Source organism: Cohnella sp. 56 (genome assembly GCF_037963805.1).
GTDB lineage: Bacteria > Bacillota > Bacilli > Paenibacillales > Paenibacillaceae > Cohnella.
The window spans coordinates 438,065-459,341 of the sequence record NZ_JAZDQE010000003.1 but is presented as its reverse complement, the minus strand read 5'-3'; the positions used below and the strand labels follow the sequence as shown (position 1 = coordinate 459,341).

18 protein-coding genes are annotated in these 21,277 nt (G+C 49.1%); all 18 read right to left on the bottom strand.

What is annotated here, in order from left to right; genetic code table 11:
• Nucleotides 1-6: 6 nt before the first annotated feature.
• Nucleotides 7-702, bottom strand: coding sequence for a CpsD/CapB family tyrosine-protein kinase (locus VQ071_RS07475; protein ID WP_340513276.1), 696 nt, complete (start codon nucleotides 700-702; stop codon nucleotides 7-9).
• Nucleotides 683-1,459, bottom strand: coding sequence for a YveK family protein (locus VQ071_RS07470; protein ID WP_340513275.1), 777 nt, complete (start codon nucleotides 1,457-1,459; stop codon nucleotides 683-685). The genes VQ071_RS07475 and VQ071_RS07470 overlap by 20 nt, the downstream gene beginning before the upstream one ends.
• Before the next feature lie 167 nt (nucleotides 1,460-1,626).
• Nucleotides 1,627-3,816 carry an S-layer homology domain-containing protein gene (locus VQ071_RS07465; protein ID WP_340513274.1) on the bottom strand — a complete coding sequence of 730 codons (2,190 nt, stop codon included), beginning with the start codon at nucleotides 3,814-3,816 and terminating at the stop codon, nucleotides 1,627-1,629.
• Between the two features lie 93 nt (nucleotides 3,817-3,909).
• Nucleotides 3,910-4,692, bottom strand: a complete 783-nt coding sequence (locus tag VQ071_RS07460; protein ID WP_340513273.1) for a tyrosine-protein phosphatase — start codon at nucleotides 4,690-4,692, stop codon at nucleotides 3,910-3,912.
• Between the two features lie 65 nt (nucleotides 4,693-4,757).
• Nucleotides 4,758-9,113, bottom strand: coding sequence for an Ig-like domain-containing protein (locus VQ071_RS07455; protein WP_340513272.1), 4,356 nt, complete (start codon nucleotides 9,111-9,113; stop codon nucleotides 4,758-4,760).
• 144 nt (nucleotides 9,114-9,257) lie between these two features.
• Nucleotides 9,258-10,463 (bottom strand): methionine adenosyltransferase, encoded by a 1,206-nt coding sequence (gene metK, locus VQ071_RS07450; RefSeq protein ID WP_340513271.1) that lies wholly within the window; start codon nucleotides 10,461-10,463, stop codon nucleotides 9,258-9,260.
• Nucleotides 10,464-10,634: 171 nt separating this feature from the next.
• The gene (locus tag VQ071_RS07445) at nucleotides 10,635-10,910 is read right to left on the bottom strand and encodes an alpha/beta-type small acid-soluble spore protein (RefSeq protein WP_340513270.1); all 276 of its coding nucleotides are present in this window, start codon (nucleotides 10,908-10,910) and stop codon (nucleotides 10,635-10,637) included.
• Between the two features lie 107 nt (nucleotides 10,911-11,017).
• A complete protein-coding gene (rfbD, locus tag VQ071_RS07440) occupies nucleotides 11,018-11,875 on the bottom strand; it encodes a dTDP-4-dehydrorhamnose reductase (protein ID WP_340513269.1) in 858 nt (285 codons plus the stop codon).
• 3 nt (nucleotides 11,876-11,878) lie between these two features.
• Nucleotides 11,879-12,895 (bottom strand): dTDP-glucose 4,6-dehydratase, encoded by a 1,017-nt coding sequence (rfbB, locus tag VQ071_RS07435; protein WP_340513268.1) that lies wholly within the window; start codon nucleotides 12,893-12,895, stop codon nucleotides 11,879-11,881.
• A gap of 13 nt (nucleotides 12,896-12,908) precedes the next feature.
• A complete protein-coding gene (gene rfbC / locus VQ071_RS07430) occupies nucleotides 12,909-13,460 on the bottom strand; it encodes a dTDP-4-dehydrorhamnose 3,5-epimerase (RefSeq protein WP_340513466.1) in 552 nt (183 codons plus the stop codon).
• A 21-nt stretch (nucleotides 13,461-13,481) separates the two neighbouring features.
• Nucleotides 13,482-14,225, bottom strand: coding sequence for a sugar phosphate nucleotidyltransferase (locus tag VQ071_RS07425; protein ID WP_340513267.1), 744 nt, complete (start codon nucleotides 14,223-14,225; stop codon nucleotides 13,482-13,484).
• Between the two features lie 32 nt (nucleotides 14,226-14,257).
• Nucleotides 14,258-16,045 carry a hypothetical protein gene (locus VQ071_RS07420; protein WP_340513266.1) on the bottom strand — a complete coding sequence of 596 codons (1,788 nt, stop codon included), beginning with the start codon at nucleotides 16,043-16,045 and terminating at the stop codon, nucleotides 14,258-14,260.
• A complete protein-coding gene (locus VQ071_RS07415) occupies nucleotides 16,042-16,446 on the bottom strand; it encodes a divergent PAP2 family protein (protein WP_340513265.1) in 405 nt (134 codons plus the stop codon). The genes VQ071_RS07420 and VQ071_RS07415 overlap by 4 nt, the downstream gene beginning before the upstream one ends.
• Nucleotides 16,447-16,455: 9 nt before the next feature.
• The gene (locus tag VQ071_RS07410; RefSeq protein ID WP_340513465.1) at nucleotides 16,456-17,310 is read right to left on the bottom strand and encodes a decaprenyl-phosphate phosphoribosyltransferase; all 855 of its coding nucleotides are present in this window, start codon (nucleotides 17,308-17,310) and stop codon (nucleotides 16,456-16,458) included.
• A 48-nt stretch (nucleotides 17,311-17,358) separates the two neighbouring features.
• Nucleotides 17,359-17,688, bottom strand: a complete 330-nt coding sequence (locus VQ071_RS07405) for a hypothetical protein (RefSeq protein WP_340513263.1) — start codon at nucleotides 17,686-17,688, stop codon at nucleotides 17,359-17,361.
• 48 nt (nucleotides 17,689-17,736) lie between these two features.
• Complete coding sequence (locus VQ071_RS07400) at nucleotides 17,737-19,089, bottom strand: glycosyltransferase (protein ID WP_340513262.1); 1,353 nt, start codon at nucleotides 19,087-19,089, stop codon at nucleotides 17,737-17,739.
• Between the two features lie 13 nt (nucleotides 19,090-19,102).
• Nucleotides 19,103-20,152 (bottom strand): glycosyltransferase family 4 protein, encoded by a 1,050-nt coding sequence (locus VQ071_RS07395; RefSeq protein WP_340513261.1) that lies wholly within the window; start codon nucleotides 20,150-20,152, stop codon nucleotides 19,103-19,105.
• A 2-nt stretch (nucleotides 20,153-20,154) separates the two neighbouring features.
• Nucleotides 20,155-21,276, bottom strand: a complete 1,122-nt coding sequence (locus VQ071_RS07390; RefSeq protein ID WP_340513260.1) for a class I SAM-dependent methyltransferase — start codon at nucleotides 21,274-21,276, stop codon at nucleotides 20,155-20,157.
• Between the last annotated feature and the right edge of the window lies 1 nt (nucleotide 21,277).

Here is a 21,277-nt window from a genome sequence, read left to right as displayed (position 1 = left end):
TGATCTTTATTTATTGTCACCGTAATAGTAGTAGTAGTAGCCTTCGCTTTTCTTGCGCTTGATATTGTTGAGGACGACACCGAGTATCCGCGCTCCGACCTTCTCCAGGTTGGACTTGGCCTTCACCGCAATTTCCCGCTTCACCTTGCCCTGATCCAGCACGAGAATGTATCCGTCGCACTTGGTAGCGAGCACCTGCGCATCCGTCACTGCAAGCAGCGGCGGCGTGTCGATCAGGATAATATCATACTGCCCTCTGAGCTGATCGATCAGCGCGCTCATGCGCTTGGACGCTAGCATCTCGGCCGGATTGGGCGGTATCGGACCGGATGTGAGGATGGACAGGTTAGGAACGCTCGATGACTGCTGGATGACATCCTTAAGCTCCGATTGCTGAGACAGCACAGAAGTCAGGCCCCAACGGTTCGATACATTAAACGTATGATGTCCGGTCGGCTTGCGCAGGTCGGCATCGATCAGCAAGATACGGCGCTCCGACTGCGCGTACGTAATTGCCAGATTGCTTATCGTCGTTGATTTGCCTTCTCCCGGCCCGGCGGAAGTCACTGCGATGACCTGCATCCGCTCGTCTACCGAGGAAAAGTCGATGCTGGTTCTGAGCGAACGATAAGATTCGGACACCGGCGACTTGGCATTCGTCAGCGTAATGAGCGGCCGTCTGTTACTTGCCTGCTGAGACATGATTCAGTTCTCCCGCGCTTGTGACTTGATTGTGCCGTTCGGCATTGCCCGCCTGATGCTCATCGAAGTTGACCTTAGAGATCGATGCCAGCACCGGCAACTCCAGATACCGCTCTACGTCGGCCTCCGTCTTGATACTGTCATCCATATATTCGAGCAGGAACGCTACCCCGACGGACAGCATTAAGGAAACAATAAAGGCGATCGCAATATTCAGAGGAATGTTAGGTGAGATGGGGCCGGGTTGGTCAGCAGGGTCAATCTTGGCGTGATTCAGTATCGATACGTTCTCGACCTTGAATATGCCGGGAATTTCCTGGCGGAAAATCTCCGATACTGCGTTCGCAGTCTCGGCGGCTTTGCGATAAGAGAGGTCGGTGACGCCAACGGTCATCACCTGCGTATTGTTAACGGAACTAACCTTGATCTTGCCGGCCAGTTGTTCGGAGGTTAGCCCGAGATTGGGATATTGCTCTACGACCTTGTCGAGAATCGCCGGCGTCTTGATTATCTCCTTGTATGTCTCGATCATCTTGATATTGGTATTGACCATATCGCTGTTGAGCTGCTGATTCGCAGCCACCTGCGATGCAGACTGATTGACGATGATCTTGGTCGAAGCTTGATAGATCGGATCCTTTACATATGTACTGTATAGACCTGCGGCAACCGTCACGATCAGTACGACCCCGACGATCCACCATAGCCGCTTCCGAATGATTCGGAAGTAGTCTTTCAGGTCCAATTCATTAGTCACTCTATTTCCCTCCATAGCATGAGTCCTAAGGTGCAGTCAATTACTTTATTATACCATAATTCGCCAAGACTGTCCGACCATAGACAACATCCTCCCCTCAAAATATCGAGAGGAGGATGTCTCTATTCGGTCATCTAAACTAGGGAATGAAGAATGCTATAGTACGATTAAGCTTGCGGCTTGAAGTTCAGCGCACGATAGATGATAACTGCAGCTTCAGCGCGGGTCGCATTGTTGTTCGGCAGGAACTTGCCGTTCGAACCGATGATGATGTCGCTGGCTGCGGCCCATGCTACGCTCGAGCGGAACGCAGCTCCGATCTTGCTCGCATCCTTGAATACGGACAGCGCCGCTTCGGCATTGTCGATATCCTTGAGGCCTTGGGTCGACTTAAGCGCACGTGCGATCATCGTTGCCATCTCGGCGCGGGTAATCGTCGCGTTCGGCGCGAACGTCGAAGCGGTCTTGCCGTTGATGATGCCTTGCTCTGCAGCTACGGCGATGTACGGCGCAGCCCAGTGCGTCGACGGAACATCGGTGAACTTCGACGAAGTCGCGAGCTTGTTGTCCAGGTTGAGTGCCGTGATCAGAATCTTGGCGAACTCAGCGCGGGTGATCTTGTCCTGCGGAGCGAAGACGCCGGATGCCTTGCCTTCGATCGCACCCTTCGCCGCTACCACTTGAATCTGACGGCCAGCCCATGGCTGAACCTTGGCGATGTCGTTGAAGGAAACCTTGTTCTCGATAACGACATACTTGGAGAGGCTGTAGCGCGGCTCGACGATGAAGTCGCCGTCAAGCGTACCGCCTTGAATCGACAGCGAGCCGTCTGCTTCGTAGCGGGCCGTGGAGAGCAGCTCCTTGTCCAGACCGGTCAGATCCTTCAGCGGGAGACGCAGCTTGATCGGCTTGTTGAACTCGTCAACAGCTTTGCCGCCGACTTCGAGATCGAAGCCGTATACGTCGGAAGCGACAGATCTGCCGTTCGCAGGAGCCGTGCTGCCTGCCTCGATCGAGACGTTCAGCGTTACCGCCTCGGTGAAGGTGCCTACCGGCAGGGTAGCGGTCAGCGTGCCAATCTTGATGGCGACGCCGTCAGCCTTCACGTCGGACGTGAGCGTCCACAGCTCTGGCGGCAACGATACGGTTGCGCCGGATTGCGTGATCGCGCCCAAATCGATCGTGATGTCGCCAATGTCCAGACCGTCGGAGGAACCGACTGCGCCGGCCAGGGCCGTCTTGACGCTCGCGATCGAGGAGATGTACTTGGAAATATCAGCTGCGGACAGCGTCAGCGACGCCTTGCCGTTGACATTCTGCACCAGCTTGGAAGCGTCGATCGTCAGGAGCTTCTCGACAACGTCGTTCGCCTTGGCGATCGCTTGAGCGACCAGCTTGTCCTTCTCTTCGCCTGTAGCTGCAGCGATCTTGTTCTTCAGATCAGCGAGGTCGTTGACCAGTTGGCTAACGGAAGGATCGGAGATTACAGGGCTGCCGCCACCGCCAGTGTAGACAGGCTCGGTGCCCTTGACATTCTTCACGTCGATGTAAGCTGCGAGCAGCTCGGCTACCGCCTTGTCGAATACGTCCGCGTCAGAGCCGCCCTTGGTGACTGCGCTGCGGAAGTTCGTGAATACCTTCGCGAAGTCAGCGCCGGTAACTGCTCTGCCCTTCAGATATGCGTTGAACTCGGTCGAGTTGGTCTTCAGTACTTGATCGAACACTTCAGTAAGGAGGCCCTTGACTGCCTCAGAGTTAGAAGCACCTTCAAGCCCTGCCAGGTAAGATGGAGACTTGCCGTTCAGCGTAGAATAGACAACAGACTGAACGCTGTTCTGGGAGTCGAACAGGAATGCGTTGATATCCGAAGGATAGAAGCCGGTGCCAGCGTGTACTTCATCAGCAACATTGCTACTGGTTACGCCGAACGCAGTCGCATTTTGGTCGAACATGAACTTGATGTAAGCTGCGAGCAGCGTGTCTACAGCAGCACGTTTAGGATCGTTCTCGCCGCCGAGGTTCAGCTTGCCGACGACCGGATCACCGATCGCGTATACAGTCTGGGATACGGAGTCGTAACCTGCTCCGGCATACGTCGTGTATGTAACGCTGGCAACGCTGTTGCCTTTGCCGGTCGGATAGACTGCATCCGCAACGCTCTGCGCATACACAGCCTCGTTAATCGAGAGCTGCTTCTTGATCTTATCTGCAAAATCCGCATAGTTGAAGCTGTCAGCCGCATAAGCGACGCTAATTCCCAGCTTCTCCGCCAGTCCCTTGTTGCTGAGCGGGAGGCCCGCCAGCGCAGTGACCGCCAAACTCGCCGCGATCGTGCCGGCAATTACCTTTTTCTTCATTACCAAGAATCTCACCTCTACCATTTTTTTGTTTTAAGGATGTTAAAAATTACTTACCTTAACAAGTATTCTACCGAATACTTAGTAGGAAGGTCAACTTTTCCTGAGAATTTTTGCGATCTTCCTCCAGATACTCTCATTTCGAGCAATCGGAGGATGTACATGTATGTCCCCATTATACAACACGATTTCCGCATTTTGTCTAAAGAAAAGCTCAAAATTGTCTCCCAGCACGCTGCTCACCTTGCTATAACTCTCTCGAAGCAGGAACCCGCGCTTCTCCACATGATGAGCATCAGAGGACACGAGATGAATCAGGCCTCGCCTGCATAAACCCCAAGCAATCTGCTCGATCCGTCGTCCGAAGCCGCCCAATAGCGAATGGGTCGTCACTTGACCGCAAGCGCCGGCAGCGACCAACTCGGCCAATCGCTCGGGATGGCTGGCAATCTCGGCATTGCGCTCCGGATGGGCGATGATTGGCGATAGATTCATGAGCTTGAGTTCGTGCAGCAGGTCCAGCGTACCGCGGGGAATTCGCGAGGAAGGCAATTCAATCAGCACATAGCGGGAACCGGCCAGCGTGAGCAACTCGCCTCGCGACCAAGCCTCCAGCAGATCGTCATGAATCCGGATCTCCTGACCCGGTCGCACGGTCAGCGCTATGCCTTCGGCAGCCAAGCGATCGTTCATCTCGTTCACGGCCGCCCCAACGGCGGAGGCGTCGTTGGTATACACGCCATTGGCATGATGCGGCGTAGCGACGATTGTCGTGATCCCTTCTGCAACTGCGGCTCTCGCCAGATTCAGCGCATCCCTCCAGTCCTGCGCGCCGTCATCGAGTCCGGGCAATATATGAGAATGTATATCTATCATCTATCAGTACCCACTTTCGGCAGACATGTAACAGGGGCGCCGAGGCGCCCCCGCATTCTACTATTCTACATCAATTCTACAAACTCCAGAAAACGCTTGACGATGACGGCAGCCTGCGCGCGGGTCGCATTGTCCTTGGGCTGCAGCTGTGTCGCGCTCACACCCTTGATCAACCCTGTCTTGACGGCAACGACGACGGCATCCTTGGCCCAGTTGCTGACCTTGGCGCGGTCGGCGAACGGAGCGAGCTCCGAGCCCGTCACCGTAGGCATCACCCCTGTGTAAGACATGGCACGCAGCATCATCGTGGCCATCTCCTCGCGCGTGATGGTCGCTCCCGGTCTGAACAGACCGTCCGTCCCCCCCTGCACAATACCCGCCTTGGCGGCGGCGCCGATATAGGCAGCCGCAGTCCCGCCTGCTCCCACATCGGAGAAGCGCGCCGCAGATACAGCGCTGCCGCTGAGGCCCAAGCCGCGGACTATAAACTCGGCGAACTCGGCGCGCGTGATCTTGCGCTCCGGTGCGAACGCCGTGCTCGAGCTGCCCTTCACCACGAACTTCGCCGCGAGCGAAGCGACGTCCGCGCCTGCCCAGTGCTTGGTCATATCGCTGAACGTGGCCGCCGGCTTCGCGATGACGGCATAGATGCTGTTGCTCTTGCGCTTGAAGTCGACGCGGAGCGTCGAGCCGCTGACGGACGCCTCCGTCGGCACGTACACGATCTCACCCGAATCGCCGTCGAGCCTGACGACTGTCGCGTCAGCCGCAGAAGCGCTCGCCGCAGGCAGCAGGAATGTCCTCGTGACGTAGGTGCCGTATTCGTCGATCTGCCGCTCAGTGCCGCTAACCTCGATAGACGCACTGAAGTCGGCAGCCGGAGATACTGCAGTGATGCCTTTGTTATTCAGGGCAGAGGCGAGCGCGGTATTGGAGAGCTTCTCGATCTTGAGCACCAGATAAGCGGTGGAGATGTCCCCTCCGCTCGCCTGAACCTGCTGGCTGTAATTCAGCGCTTTGAGCGGCAGGCTGAACAGCAGATCCCCATAATCCAGTCTGAAAATGGCGGATGCATCCCGCTGCACGGCGCCGACGAGCGCCACGACCGGAATGGCGACGATCGCACCCGCTTCGCTCTGCGGCACGCTGAATGAGATCTGCGGTAATCTCGCCGTGCCAGCAGCCTGCGCAGCCTCCAGTGACGAGTACGCCATCGTCACCCTGTCCCTGTCCAGGTTGTAGCGACTCGCCGCCTTGCCTGACGGTGTACCGCTCGGCACCTTCGCGGCCGCCGACTGACTGAGCAGCAGACCGCCCGCGCCGTCCAGCGTCAGATAGTCGGGAAGCCCCGCAGCTGCCGAAGTCTGATTGGATGCGGACGTGTCGCCGAAGGAGGCTATCGTGTTGCCCGCCGCATCCTTGAGCGCATTGCCGGCCGTCGTATAACTGACGGTCACGGACTTGCCCGCTTCAATCGGCGCGGTGAGCGTCAATACGACCTGAGAACCGCTGACACGGACGCCGCTGATGCCGAAAAGGCCGCCGTCGGCGTTTTTCACCGTATACTGCGCAGGATAAGGCGCGGTCGACGCATTGAGCGCCGCCGAATATTGGAGCGTGACGGCTGTGCCGGAGACCGAGATGCCGGACAGCGTAGCCGTGGCCGTAGAGCCCGCCGTGACCGAGTATCCCGTGAAGAGCACCGCCTGATTGCCCGACAGATCCTTGATCGGCGACGCGCCGGGAATATACGTCACCGTAACTGTCTGATTCGGCATGACAGTCGAAGCCAACGTTAGCGTGACGGCGTTGTTGCTGAGCGCTACCGCAGAGATCTCGGCCGCCGATCCGCCGACGAGCACGGAGAAGCTCGACTTCGGCGGCACGGACGATGTCAACAGCCCCTCATTGTACGTCAACACTACAATATTGCCGAGCACGCTGACGCCCGTGAGCGAAGGCGGTGTCGTATCGCTTGCATTTTGGATATAAAAATCGCTGAATGCCGCCGTCTCGTTGCCCGACAGGTCCGCCAGCTTGACGCTGCCGGGGGTGTAGCTGACGGATACGGACTGGCTGCTGCCTATCGTCGTGTACAGTCCGATCGTCACGCTCGCGCCGCTCGAGGAGATGGACGAGATGCCCTGGGCGGAACCGTTGACCTTAACGGTAAACTGCGATGCTGCGGACGCGGGTACGGATACGAGCGTCTTGCTGAACGTCAACGTGAGCGTGCTGCCGGATACGACACCGCTTGTCGGCCGCGGGAGCGTGGTGTCCGCCGTGTTGGCGACATTCGTCGCGCTCAGCGCTGCAGCCTCATTGCCGGACAGATCCTTCAGCTTGACTGCCCCGAGCGTATACGACACCTTGACCGTCTGCCCCACCGCGACCCCCGACTGCAGCGTCAGACGCACCTGGTTCCCTTTGACACCAATGGCATTCACCTGCCGCGGGACGTCGTTGACCGTGACATAGTAGTTGGAGGCATACGGGATCGAGACCTCGTCCAGCGCCTCGTTGTAAGTCAGCAGCACGATGGCCGCGCTGTCCATAGCCGCGCCGGAGAGCGCCGGCGGCGTCGTGTCCGTGCCGATCGTCTGGAATGTCCAGCGATAATCGTTCAGAATGCCCGGGTAAGCATTGCCTGCCAGATCGGAGATCGTGCTCGCTGGTACGTTCACGATATAGCCGGATGCCGCAGCGAACTCCGAACCCGGCGTCAGCGTCACGATGCGCGGGTCGGAGCTGTCCACGGCGAGTGTGAGCGGGATCTTGGTCCCTCCGCTGCTGCCGACGAGTATCGCGCTGGCGGTCGCTGCGGACGGACCGAGCCTGACGGGCTCGTTGAAGATCATACGCAGCACGGCGTTCTTGCGCACGCTGGTCAGCAGCGGCGCCGGGTCGGTCGAGACGAGCTCCGGCGGCGTCGTGTCCGAGGCGACGCGGAAGCGCCAGGTATTATAGTCCGCGGTACCGATGCCCAAGTAGTAATTGCCCGACATGTCGGCGAAGGCCATCGTGCCGATCTGCACGGCATAGCTGGTATTGGGGGCAAAGGAAGCGCACGGCTTGATCGAGATCGTCGCCGTGCCGCCGCCCGTGACCGCCGGAGAGGCGACGGGGATGGAGCAGAAGACGGTATTGGTGTCGGCGTTGCGAATGACGACGTTGCCCGAGCCGGGTACGACGGGCTCGTCGAACTGAATGCTGAGTGTGCCGGTGAGATCTGTCGTCGTGCCGCCGGCCGCAGGCGCCGTAGAGACGACGACGGGTCGGGTCGTATCAACGGATGCAACCGTCGTGAAGCGCCAGACCGAAGGGTCCACGATGCCCTCATAGGATTCGCCGCCGGTCGTCAGCAACGCGCCCGGGTCGATCAGCACGTAATAGCTCGTATTGCGCGCGAGCGTGTTGTAGAGCGGGATGCTCACCTTGCCGCCGCTCACGCTGATTCGGCCTGATGCAGCGGGTACCGTGTCGACCGTCTCGTTATTCGATACCTTTTTGACCGTAATATTCCCTGAAGCCCCTGCCTTCATCCCGGTCTGGAATTGAAGCTGTAGCGTGATCGGCGAATCGCCGCTGACCCCACTCGCGCCGTTCGCGGGTTGCACGAGCTGCGGTGCGGCGACGGCAGAGACGGCCGTGGAGAATGACCATATGTACGGGCCGGTGATCCCTGCAAACGGGTTGCCGACAGCATCGACAAAAGCGCCGCTATCGATCAGCACGTCATACTGCGTGCCTGCGGCAAGGCGCGTCGGCGGCTGGATGCGGATGGTATTGGTGCCGGAGCCGGTCACCGCAGAGGACAGCACGGAGATGACCTGCGGATCCTGCGTATCCCTGCGCACAATCTGGATGCTGCCGGACGCAGCCTGGACCGGCTCGTTGAACGTGATGGAGAGCGCTCCGGTGGCAGGGATGCTGCCTGTAGATGCGGTGTTGAACGTGACGAAGGTCGGTGGCGACATGTCGGCCGGGACCACGTGAAAATTCCACGCTGTCGCATCCGTAATGCCCGCGAAATAGCCGTTAGCGGACGTGAATGCGCCCGGCGTGACCTGCACGTAATAATCTACGTTGGCTTGAAGCGCGTTGGCGGGCGGCTGAATATTGACCTTGTTGTTCGGACTGATCTGGATCTGGGACGACGTCGCGACATCGAGGCTGGCTACGGTATTGTTCGTCGCAACCTCCTTGATGAGCACAGAACCTCCGCTGCCCCGGAAGACGGGTTCGTCGAACACGATGGAAAGCTGCGCATTGGCCGGAACGACAGGGTTGTTGTCCGCAGGCTGAAGCGTGACCGCGACCGGCCCGCCGGTCGCAGCCGAGGCGCCTAGCGCGCCGAATGCTTGGGACAGGAGTGCGAGCAATAAAATAACGGGAATTAATCGAAGACGCTGCTGCTGCAATTGCGATTCCTCCAGATCCTTAAGGCATACTGTACCTTATATGTCGGCGGGGATGCTGGAGAATTTTAGTGACAACGCAAAAACCGCCTCACGCGGATTAGAATCCGCGGAGACGGCGAGATAGTGCAGCGGTATGGGTAAGGATTAAGCCCAGGCGCCAGCCTTGAGCAGCTCGACCTTGTCGGTGCGCTCCCAAGGTACGTCGATATCCGTGCGGCCGAAGTGGCCGTAAGCGGCCGTCTGCTTGTAGATCGGGCGGCGCAGGTCGAGCATCTTGATAATGCCGGCCGGTCGCAGGTCGAAGTGCTCGCGGATCAGCTCGACGAGCTTGTCCTCGGCGATCTTGCCGGTGCCGTAGGTGTCGACGTTGATCGAGACCGGGTTGGCTACGCCGATCGCGTAGGCAAGCTGGATCTCGCACTTGTCGGCAAGGCCAGCTGCGACGATGTTCTTCGCCACATAGCGAGCGGCATAAGCTGCCGAACGGTCGACCTTCGTCGGGTCCTTGCCGGAGAAGGCGCCGCCGCCGTGGCGGGCGTAGCCGCCGTACGTGTCGACGATGATCTTGCGGCCGGTGAGGCCTGCATCGCCTTGCGGTCCGCCGATGACGAAGCGGCCGGTCGGGTTGATGAAGAACTTGGTCTCGCTGTCCAGCCACTCCTGCGGCACGACGGGGGCGATGACATGCGCGCGGATATCCGCTTGAATCTGATCGAGCGGGATCTCCTCCGCATGCTGGGTGGAAATGACGATCGTGTCGACGCGGACGGGCTTGCCGTCTACGTACTCGATCGTGACTTGCGTCTTGCCGTCCGGGCGCAGATAGCCGAGCGTGTCGTTCTTGCGCACTTCGGACAGGCGGCGGGACAGACGGTGCGCCAGCGCGATCGGCAGCGGCATGAGCTCAGGCGTCTCGTTCGTCGCGAAGCCGAACATGAGGCCTTGGTCGCCGGCGCCGATGTCGGCGTTCTCGACGAGCACGTCCTTGCCGTCGCGCGATTCGATCGCGGCGTTGACGCCCTGCGCGATGTCGGCAGACTGCTCGTTGAGCGACGTCAGCACAGCGCAAGTCGTGGAGTCGAAGCCGTACTTCGCGCGCGTATAGCCGATCTCGCGGATCGTCTTGCGCGCGATGGATGAGATATCGATGAAGTCGGCGGTGCTGGAGATCTCGCCGATGACAAGTACAAGTCCGGTTGCTACAGATACTTCGCAAGCTACGCGGGCATTCGGATCAGCCGCGAGGAACGCGTCAAGTACTGCGTCAGAGATTTGATCGCAAATTTTGTCCGGATGGCCTTCCGTGACCGATTCGGACGTGAAGAGATGCCGGCCCTTAATTGTCGACAATATCTTCAACCTCCCCTACACAAAAAATGAACCTTTTCCGGTAGGAAAAGGTTGTTAGACAGACCTTCTGATTAATGATACCGGAATTGTCGAGGAGTGTCAATGTTCGGCGCTTGGCGCGGACATGACAAACGGCATCGAGCCGTTCCTGGCCGGACCTTCTGAGCAAGCTTAGATCAGCGTTTGCTGGGCTTGCTGAACCAACCGCTTCGTCACGCCACCGCCGACCGCTCCCGCTTCCCGCGAAGTCAGATTACCCAAGTACTGCGCCCCGCCGCCACCAGCGGAGAATGCACCCAGATCACCAGCAAACTCCGTGTCGCCGGCTCCAGCCACCGATCCATTTTGACCAAAGTCGACACCAAGCTCCGAAGCGATCTCATACTTCAATGACTCCAGCGCCTTGTAGCTCTCCGGTACCAGCTTGCGATTGCGTCTGTTTGCCATATGTCATACACCTCCATTGAATTTGACAGGTGTAGTATGACCAGGTCAAGATCGCTGGAGGCGTATGAGTTAATGGGAGACGGGGAAAATAAAGGGGCTCGTTTTCTTTATTGCTCGAGCTCAGAAAGAAACGACCTAAGCGCACTACGCCAAGGCGGTAAGTCTTTAAAGCCACTTTGTCTAATGGCGGAATGATCCAGCACGGAGTAAAGCGGACGCGGCGCAGGACGAGGGAACTCCGCCGTCGTGCAGGGCGTCAGTTTCACCTGGATCTCGCTCTCTTCGAATATGGCTTGCGCGAACTCGAACCAACTGCACGTGCCGGTATTGGAGGCATGATAAATTCCATACGCTTCTGTCTGAATCAGATCAAACAAGAACATCGCCAGATCTTTCGTATAAGTCGGCGAACCGACTTGATCGCGGACGACTTGGAGTTCATTCTTGTCCCTTGCAAGGTTAAGCATCGTCTTAACGAAGTTATTACCGAACTTTCCGTATACCCACGAGGTACGCACGATAAAATAAGTGGGACAAATCGATTGCAGCAGCATTTCCCCCGCTCGCTTCGACTTGCCATATATCGATTGGGGATTCGTCTGGTCGTATTCATTATAGGGCTGTACGCCTTGCCCATCGAACACATAATCAGTGCTGATCAGACATAGCTTCACGTTTGCCTCGCGGGCTGCAACAGCCAAGTTCCGCGTGCCAAGCGCATTGACCCGGTAGGCCTCATCGGGCTCGGCTTCTGCTCGGTCGACTGCCGTATACGCTGCGGCATGAATAATTCCGGATGGCTTATGTTCGGCTAAAGCCTGCTTGCATTGCACCAGGTCGGTAACGTCGAGCCCTTTACGATCGAGGCCTATGATGTCGTAGCGTTCATCCTTAGATCGAACCAATTCCTGGCCCAGCTGACCATTAGCCCCTGTGACAATCAATTTTTTCCGTTCTGCCGTCACGCTCTAACCTCCCAGTCGATCGCCGTACTGGGTATTATAGTATTGTTGATAGGCACCTGAACGCACTTGTTCCATCCAATCCTGATTAGCAAGATACCACCGAATTGTCTCGCGAATGCCCGACTCGTAGTCGTACTTCGGAGACCAGCCTAGCTCCGTCCGGATCTTGGTCGCGTCAATGGCATAGCGGCGATCATGTCCTAAGCGGTCTTCCACGTATTGAATCAGAGACTCCGGCTTGCCGAGCTCTTGGAGGATTGTCTTCACAACATGGATGTTCGTCCGTTCATTGTTGCCACCTATATTGTATACTTCGCCGCTGACTCCTTTACGCAGAACCAAGTCGATGGCACTACAGTGGTCCTCAACGTACAACCAATCTCTGACGTTCATCCCATCGCCGTAGACAGGGAGCGGCTTATCTTCTAGTGCATTTTGAATCATAAGCGGAATCAACTTTTCGGGGAACTGATAAGGACCGTAATTGTTCGAGCATCGTGTAATGTTAACATTCATTCCAAAAGTTTCGTGATAGGCACGGACCATTAGATCCGATCCAGCCTTGCTTGCGGAATAGGGGCTGTTTGGCGCAAGTGGCGTCTGCTCTGTGAACAAACCGGTATCGCCCAACGTACCGTAGACCTCGTCTGTCGATACATGGACGAACTTACCGACATTATACTTTTTGGAAAGATCCAACAATGTCTGGGTGCCTAAAACATTGGTCCGAACGAATATATCCGGATCAAGAATACTTCGATCAACATGTGATTCGGCAGCAAAATGAACGACTGCATCTATGCCCTTTTCGAACAATGTTGCCACTACTGCACGATCCATTATATTGACTCGAATGAACTGATAGTTCGGATTGTTCTCAAAAACAGCGAGATTCTTAACATTACCCGCATAGGTGAGCGCATCAATATTGACGATCTGAACCTGCTTGTATTTGTTCAATATATAATGAACAAAATTGCTGCCGATGAACCCCGCTCCTCCAGTGACCAACAATTTCATTTTTCATTCACCCTTAGTAAATAAAGTTAGCTTCGGTTTCGGCTAAATTTAAATTCTCGGCGTCTTTGTCCGAGAGTATCGGCTTCAGTGTTGGCCAATCTATGCTTAGTGCCGGATCATCCCAAGCAATGCCTCTTTCATCCTCGGGCGAATATAGCTCATCCACTTTATATAACACCTCGGTATTTGGCACGATCGTGCAGAAACCGTGCGCAAATCCTTTCGGCACAAGCAATTGTCTTTTGTTGGACGCCGACAAAATGAAGCCTTGCCATTGACCGTATGTCGGCGAGCCTTTACGAATGTCTACCACCACATCATAAATAGCGCCCGCCGCTACACGCACCAGTTTCGTCTGTGCCTTCGGTTCGAGTTGATAGTGCAGTCCCCGGAGCACGCCCGCTTCTGTCGACAGCGAGTGATTGTCCTGTACAAATGTGATATCGTAACCGTGTTCCAAGAATATTTTGGAATTGTATGCTTCCATAAAGAAGCCTCTATCATCGCCAAACACGGCTGGATCGATTAGCCTGACGCCAGGAAGCTTAGTTCCTTTTATCCTCATCTCCATTCTCCAATCGCCCTTCTACAATTTAAGCTCACCGAATTCTTCCCCGAATAGAATATCCTTTGCCAATTCATTCGCATAGGTAAGCGATGCATGTGTACCAGCATCTGTCCACCAGCCTTTTAAAATATCGTAACCAAGCGCACCGAAAGCAATATACGCATTATTTACATCCGTGATTTCTAATTCGCCACGATGAGATGGCTTTAATGTTCGAATAATATCGAACACTCGTGCATCAAACATATATATGCCTGTAACTGCATAATTGCTCTTGGGTGTTCGCGGCTTCTCTTCGATCGAAACGATGTTATCTCCATTCAACTCAGGAACACCATATCGTTTAGGGTCGTGGACTTCCTGAATAAGAATTTTAGCGCCTCCGCCTTTTTCACGGAACGATTGTACATACGGTGTTATGCTGTCAGAGAATACATTATCTCCAAGAATAACGACCATTGAATCACCATTAACGAAGTTCTCAGATAGGCTTAATGCCTGTGCAATTCCGCCAGCCTCATCTTGGACTTTGTAAGTAAAATTGACGCCCATTTCCTTTCCGCTACCCAGTAAATTGACGACGTCTCCCATGTGCTCCTTGCCGGTAACGACAAGAATATCGTCAATCTCCGCTTCTTTCAACTTGGCCACTGAATGGAAGATCATCGGGTATTTCCCAACTGGAAGTAGATGTTTGTTTGTGACTTTGGTGAGAGGAAAAAGACGCGAGCCGGTGCCGCCCGCTAAAATGATGCCTTTCACTAGTAGACACTTCCTTACTCCTGGAGTACATTCTACGAGTTAATAGATAGATTAGAAATACTTAGAGATAACGGCCTTCCATCCTGAGCACCCAATACGTCAGAAGGGGAAACATCTTTATCACTATCGAAAGTAATCTTAATAAATTGCTCCATATCTAGTTGTAACTTCACATGTGTAAGTGCATTCGAACCTATTATTCCACTAAACACTTCTACATTGTTTAAATATATTTTACAATCGCGCGGTTCGTAGAAGCTCACTAAGTCGAACTCAAGTTCTTTGATCAAAGATGAAGAATTATTGAAGAGTATTAATTTAGAGTTTTTGCTCATCCATCTATAACTAATTTCATTATTGGTTTCTAAGCCATAAAACCCTTTCAAAAAGCTCACGAATATGTTTGGATTAGTTTCTTTGAATATATCCGATTCTTTTGCAATACTCTTTAAAGAAAACAAGCGTGAGGTTGGTAAACTTATATTTTTCGAGTTAGTATATGTTATTATTGTGTTTTCATTAATTAGCGCTTTCCTTACTCCATCTTTAGTAGCTAATATGATCGGCAATGATTCTTTGTAATCAGAAACTTCATAACCAAGTGCTCGTTCAACAAACACGTCATAAGGGGGATTGTACAGACCTGGTATTGAAGAGTAAATCAGATTGGCAAAACCCGAGTTTTTGACATAGCTATATGAAGAATACGTAACTAGACATCCTAATAAAACAGCACCGCTAATTACTACATGAATTGTCATCCACATCTTATAATTTTTCAGTTTTTTAATTGCTGAGATTAGGAAAACTATTACAACAGGTATCATCCAAACCGAATACCGGTTTATGAATTGCATCCCACTGTTCCAATTCAACTGAACTGAACAAATTAAAGCCATCAATCCTAAAATTATAAATCCTATCAAGGCCTCTTTATTACGTTTAAATATAAAAACCACCAAACAAATAGCAAGAAATGGGGAGTAAACAATTAAACCCATATTAGGGTCTATAAATAAACTGATTGCCTTTTGTAGATTTATTGGCCCTGTGTATGTATCGCCGATGATACTAAACATTCGATAATGGATATAATACCAAGCATAAGGAAAAAAGACACTCAATGATATCATTGCTGCAAATATGTGTCTCTTCAGTATCTTTTTATTTTTAAATATATCAATTAGCTCTAGTAGACATATATATAACGCGACCAAAGCAATTGCGGGGTTTTGCCAGGACCCAATTGCTATAAATAACAAAGCAGATTTTCTTTTTTTCTGTATATGCTGCAATAGACCAAGAAACAAGAATACAAAACTAAATATCTCAGGATGCGTCCATGGTAAATAGAGCCAAATTGGATTCAGAAAATAACAGAGCAACAACCACGTCTTGGCTTTTTTATCAGCCTTAGTTCTATAAATAATCCAATATAGCAATAAAATCATCAATAGTGCATTAGTAATTTGGAAGGTAGATAATAAATTCAAATTGAATAGATCTAATATCTTATAAACAAATGTGCTTGCAAGTGAGTAAGCCCAAAAATGATAGGAATATTCCTGGCCATTTAATGCTTTAAAATAACCGAAATGGTTAAAACCATCCTCCCACCAATACAACTTATTTGCTTGAATTACTTCTTCCCTCTTCACAATATCTTTCTCGGTTAAGTCAGGCCCTAAATGATTGGCAAAGGAAACGGTCATCCCTAAATACTCCCCACCATCGCCCGCCAATCGAGGTGCCTTAGCGCTTGTAACTATCAATAATGAAACAGAAAATATTAAAAAGAATAAAAGTGCACGTTTTTTCATAAGTCCCCCAGCAAAAATTTTGAAATTGCTCCCAGTATGATACCTAAACATATTCCGCCAAAAACCTCATATTTGTTATGTCCCATACTCTCTCGATAAACAATGTCACCGTTCAATTTATTCAAGTGTGCCGCATGTTTTCCTACTGCCCTTCTCAGCCCCATAGCGTCTATTATAACAATAAAGGCAAAAGCTACACCTAAACCAAAGCCAGGACTTTCTATTCCCTCCTGAAACCCTATACAAGATACGGTTGTTACAACGATCGTCGTATGAGTACTCGGAAATCCGCCGTTCCCAATCTTCTCCTTAGCCTTTTTACCAAAACGAAAGTAATTAATAGCAAACTTCAATACTCCTGAAGTTAGCCAACCAACCATTGGTGCTATAAAATAATACATTTTGACCCCTCACTCAAACTTCAGAATTAGCGCCACAAGTAATCCATATAACAAGACTGTTATTAAAATATGTTTATCCTCAAAAAGCAGCTTATCCGGACTTCCTCCCTTTCCTTCAACATGCATTAAGTAGAAGTAACGAAAAACACCATATAGAACCAATGGGATCGTCGTCATAAGATAAAGTGAATGTCCCGATGTAAATGTAAACAAGGCGTAAGACATTATTGTTGCCGTCGTAACAATTCCATTCATTTGATCAAGTAAATCCTTATTATAAAACTGAAGAACGTATCTAAGTTTACTATCATCACTTTGTGCTAATATAAATTCATGCCTTCTCTTACTGATTGCAAGAAATAATGAAAGCAGCAAAGTACAGAGTAAAAACCAAGGCGTCAGGTTAACGCCAATAACAAGCCCTCCAGCAACCGCTCGAATTACAAATCCGGTTGCAACACTCATTACATCGATTATTACCATATGCTTCAGTTTCATACTGTAAGCTACATTGAGTACAAAGTAAAATAAAACGACTAATCCAAAGTAGCTATCTAAAACAAAAGATGAAAGCAAACTTAATAATAGGATCATTGCCCCAGTACATAGCGCAAGAGTCGGATTTAATTGACCTGAGGCCATTGGCCGAAAACGTTTTGTTGGATGCTGTCGGTCTGCTTCCCTATCAAAAAAATCATTTAATATATAAACACATGATGAAACAAAACAAAAAATCACAAAACCAGCCAGCGACTTTAAAAGCGAATATTCCGCTAGTTTCTCAAAACTAAATATGAGGGCCGAAAAACATAGTAGATTTTTAGTCCATTGTTTTGGTCTCATCTGTATAAACATTAAGACCATCGCATTGGTGCTTTTATTTGCCTCTAATACTTTCACCATGATCCTCCCTTATGATTTTGCGATTATAAGAACACCTACAACAATGACTCCTAGACCAACCATCCTCATTAAACTTATAGTATCATGGAAAATGAAGTACGATAAGACAAATACCAACACATAACCCAAAGAAACCATAGGATATGCTAGAGATAATTGTACCTTAGGCAAAGACAAAATCCATAGTATTGACGACAATCCATATACAAACAATCCTGCAATTACATACGGATTCAAAAACAGGCTTATTCCCGCAAGACCATTTGAACCATATTTCATTAAAATCTGGGCAACTGCTCCTAGTGCAATGGATCCAAAAATAGCTAAATAAATCAACATATATAACAACCTCTTAACATATTCAGATATGACTGTAATAATTAACTTTTACTTTCTAAAAAAAGCGGCCAAATGGCCAGCGAGGTCTTTTTGAAGATTTGGAGAATCTCTCAATATCAGTTGAGTTTCTTCGACAATATGATCTACATAATCGTAGTAGAATCTGACCTCGTTAGAAAACGCAGAATGGTTTCTAATTTTGCTAATCGCATTTAAATATGAATTTGCAGTAATTTCAACTGTATGATTATTTTTCACATATTCATAAGCCTTTTCTCCCATTTGGCTGCTTAAGTCTGGATTTATTATAAAGGCTCTTATTTGCGAATATAGCTGTTCAATTTCTACTTGTTCATTTGCTGAGTTAACTTTAAGCGCGAACTCATCAGGAAATTCAGAAAAGGTTCCAACTTTACTAACTATCGCAGGCTTCCCGTATCCTAGGATTCTAAGTAAACTTGCCGATGTCTCTCCTTGCGTGGGATGTCTAAGATTAATACAAACATCGGATAGCATGATGTATTCCTTAAATTCCTCAAGGGTGACAAACCCAGTGAATCTACATTTATTCTTAAGACCATATTCTGAAATCCAGTTTTCGATATCCCGGACACCTGTTTCTTCTTCTCCAACAATTATATACAAAAAATTGGTTAAGCCCTCCAAAAGGAGTTTTTTAAGTGACTTTAAAATGGATTGGATTCTTTTAGCTTTGGATACAAATCCAAAGGAGGCAAAAACGAGTGTATCTTGAGATATATGGTATTTATTTCTTAGACTTGCTTTTTCAACTTCACTAACAATTTTTAAATCGCTTGTAAACAAAGGGGCATATTGAACAAAAGCATCTTTTTTATTATGAATTACACCCTCCAAGGCCAAGTTCGAATGTACGATTATACCTTTTGAATGATCGATCAACCTTTTATTGGCTGGATATTTAATAGTTTGATCGGTTTCCCACATTACCTTCATTCTACCTTGAGAAGCTAACCTTGCAAATTCCTCACCTTCTTTTCCGTAATTATAGCTCATCTCTTGGATATAGCTTCCCCAATCTCCTTTAGCGACTGTTAGATTAGCAATGAGATGATGAATTGAATAGTCGTGGAGCACCACCAAACCCGGGTATTTTAATGCAGTCAAATAGATTTCCATATGAAAATTCGTATTGTTTCCAATATGATAAATTACTTCATCGTATTCCTGATATAAAGAATCATCGAAGGAGGAAATTGGGAAAACAGGGAAACTTCTACTTATATCTTCATTTGTTGGCGTATAGTCCCCTATATATAAATCAATTTCTAAGTGTTTTTCTAGTTCAGGTAAAAGCTCTTCGCTGTAATCTGACACACCTGATCTTTGTGGATTCAGAGGTGAAAAGAATGCGACTTTCATTCAAAAACCTCATTTACTGTATGGTTTTAGTCAATTCATTAACGACATAATCCCAGTTTATGTTTTCAACAGTCTTTTTTCCATTCCGACCATAGCTTTCTAACTTAGCCCTATCCAAAATCAACTTATTAATTTCAGTTCCTATTTCTTTGGGGTCCGCATTAAGAACCAAGCCATTATCATTATGTTTAACAAACTCCAGAACACCACCAGAATCATTGGTCGTCACAACCGGCTTACCGCTTTTAAAGGCCTCTATTGTGATAAAACCATAATCTTCATCTCTTGGCGCAAAATATACAAGACTGCAATTTGCATAATACTCAATTATTTTTTCATCAGAGACAAATCCTAGAAACTCAACTCTATGTTCTTGTCGCTCATCTCTTGCCAATTTACGAAGTATCTCATCATGTTTTCCTTTTCCAGCTATTTTCAACTTTATTTTTGGGTCCATAAATTTAAGCGATTGTATTAATAGCTCTACACGCTTTAAAGGATCCAATCGACCAGCTGAAAATATATAGCTTCCATCTCCCTCACTCTTATACTTTCCATCAAGCTTCGTTGGCGGATAGAGAACTGAACTTTCAATTTGGTTAAAGTTCAAAAGTCGTTTTCTTACATTTTCAGATATAGTATAAATATGCTGTGCTTGAGGGAGAAATTTATTATCAATTTCTCTAACATGATTTATTATTCGCAAATCCTCACTGGATTTAGAAAACTCACTAAATTGAGTTCCAAGCAAATCATAAACAGGACGATGTTGATGAAACAACCAAACGACCTTGTTAGGATGCTTGACTGTATATGTAGGGAACTTTGTACAAATAACAAGATCAATCTTCTCTCCGTTGCTTTCAGTGAGGTCAACCATATTCCATATAAATGCTTCTTCAATCAATCGCTTTTTGGGATACCATTTAAACGGAATATTAACTATCTCACTATTAAAACCATGTGCATTTAACTGAAAGTTTAGTTCTTCTACAAGTATTTCTGCCCCCCCATAGTTAAAAGGAATTTGAGCAGAGCAAACGGCAATTCTTTTTTTCTTCATTTTCATTTCCTTCCTATGATGGCGTAATTCATATAACCATAAAGAAGCGTATTGATTTTATCAACATTTTCATCATTTATGCGACTTATTTCGGTTTTCTCGAGCGCAACAGATTTATCAGTCGGAGCTAAATGCTTAACTACAATATCCCGAAAACCCGCTTCTTCTAAAATAAATCGCATTGTATAGGCATGTATCAATTTTTTATGTGTTAAGTCAATCGTAAAACCAAAGGCCAAATTATATAATGTTTCGGGGTTAGGCGTTTCTATTATTAGAATCCCGTTTTCATTCAAATTATCATATGCTCCATTTACAAGTTCCACAATTTGGTGGGGATATAAATGTTCAATGACATGAAGGCAAGTGATTGCATCATGCTTTTCATTTTTATCTTCTCGAAGCCAGCTGATCATATCGTCATTGATTATTTCTAAACCTTTTTCCCTTCCGTGTATTACCAAGTCTTTATTCAAGTCAATCCCAATTGTATATTTCCCAATATTGTTTAAAGCCTCTACAAGTTCTCCTCTCCCACATCCGAGATCGACAATGGTATTTTTGTTGGCAAGAAAAGGAAGGTATGCCTCTAGTTGCCCTGCAACCAAACTTTCCTCAGGACCTCTGAAGCGATCCTCAAACTTTTTGTAATTGATCGGAAAACTTTCCTTTTCTTTATCCTTCTCCTTATAATCTTGTATCATGTTTTGAAGTTTATTTACCTCATTTAGTAGTTCTTTATTTTGCGTTTTCAACTCCTCTATATGATTTTGAATCGTACTAATTTCTGCCTCTTTGTTGTTAATAAGAGCTACTAAATTCAAGGTTGCATTAAGCGAACGTGTAACTGAACCATTAAATTCTCGTTGTTGAATTAACGGCTTAGTAACAAGCCAAAATAGTACTTTTCGAACAACTTTCTTACCGAATACTATAAGATGTCCTATTTTAGCTCTATGAGAACTAATATTTTCGTTCGTAGGAATATCCCACAAGAGATTGTTTTGTTTAACATTATATTCCAGATCCTTTAAATCGAATTTAGATAGTGGGGAGTTACTGTTTACATGACTGTCGAGTTCTTCGAGCTTTTTAGTGATTCGATGATAAAATTTTTCCTCCACT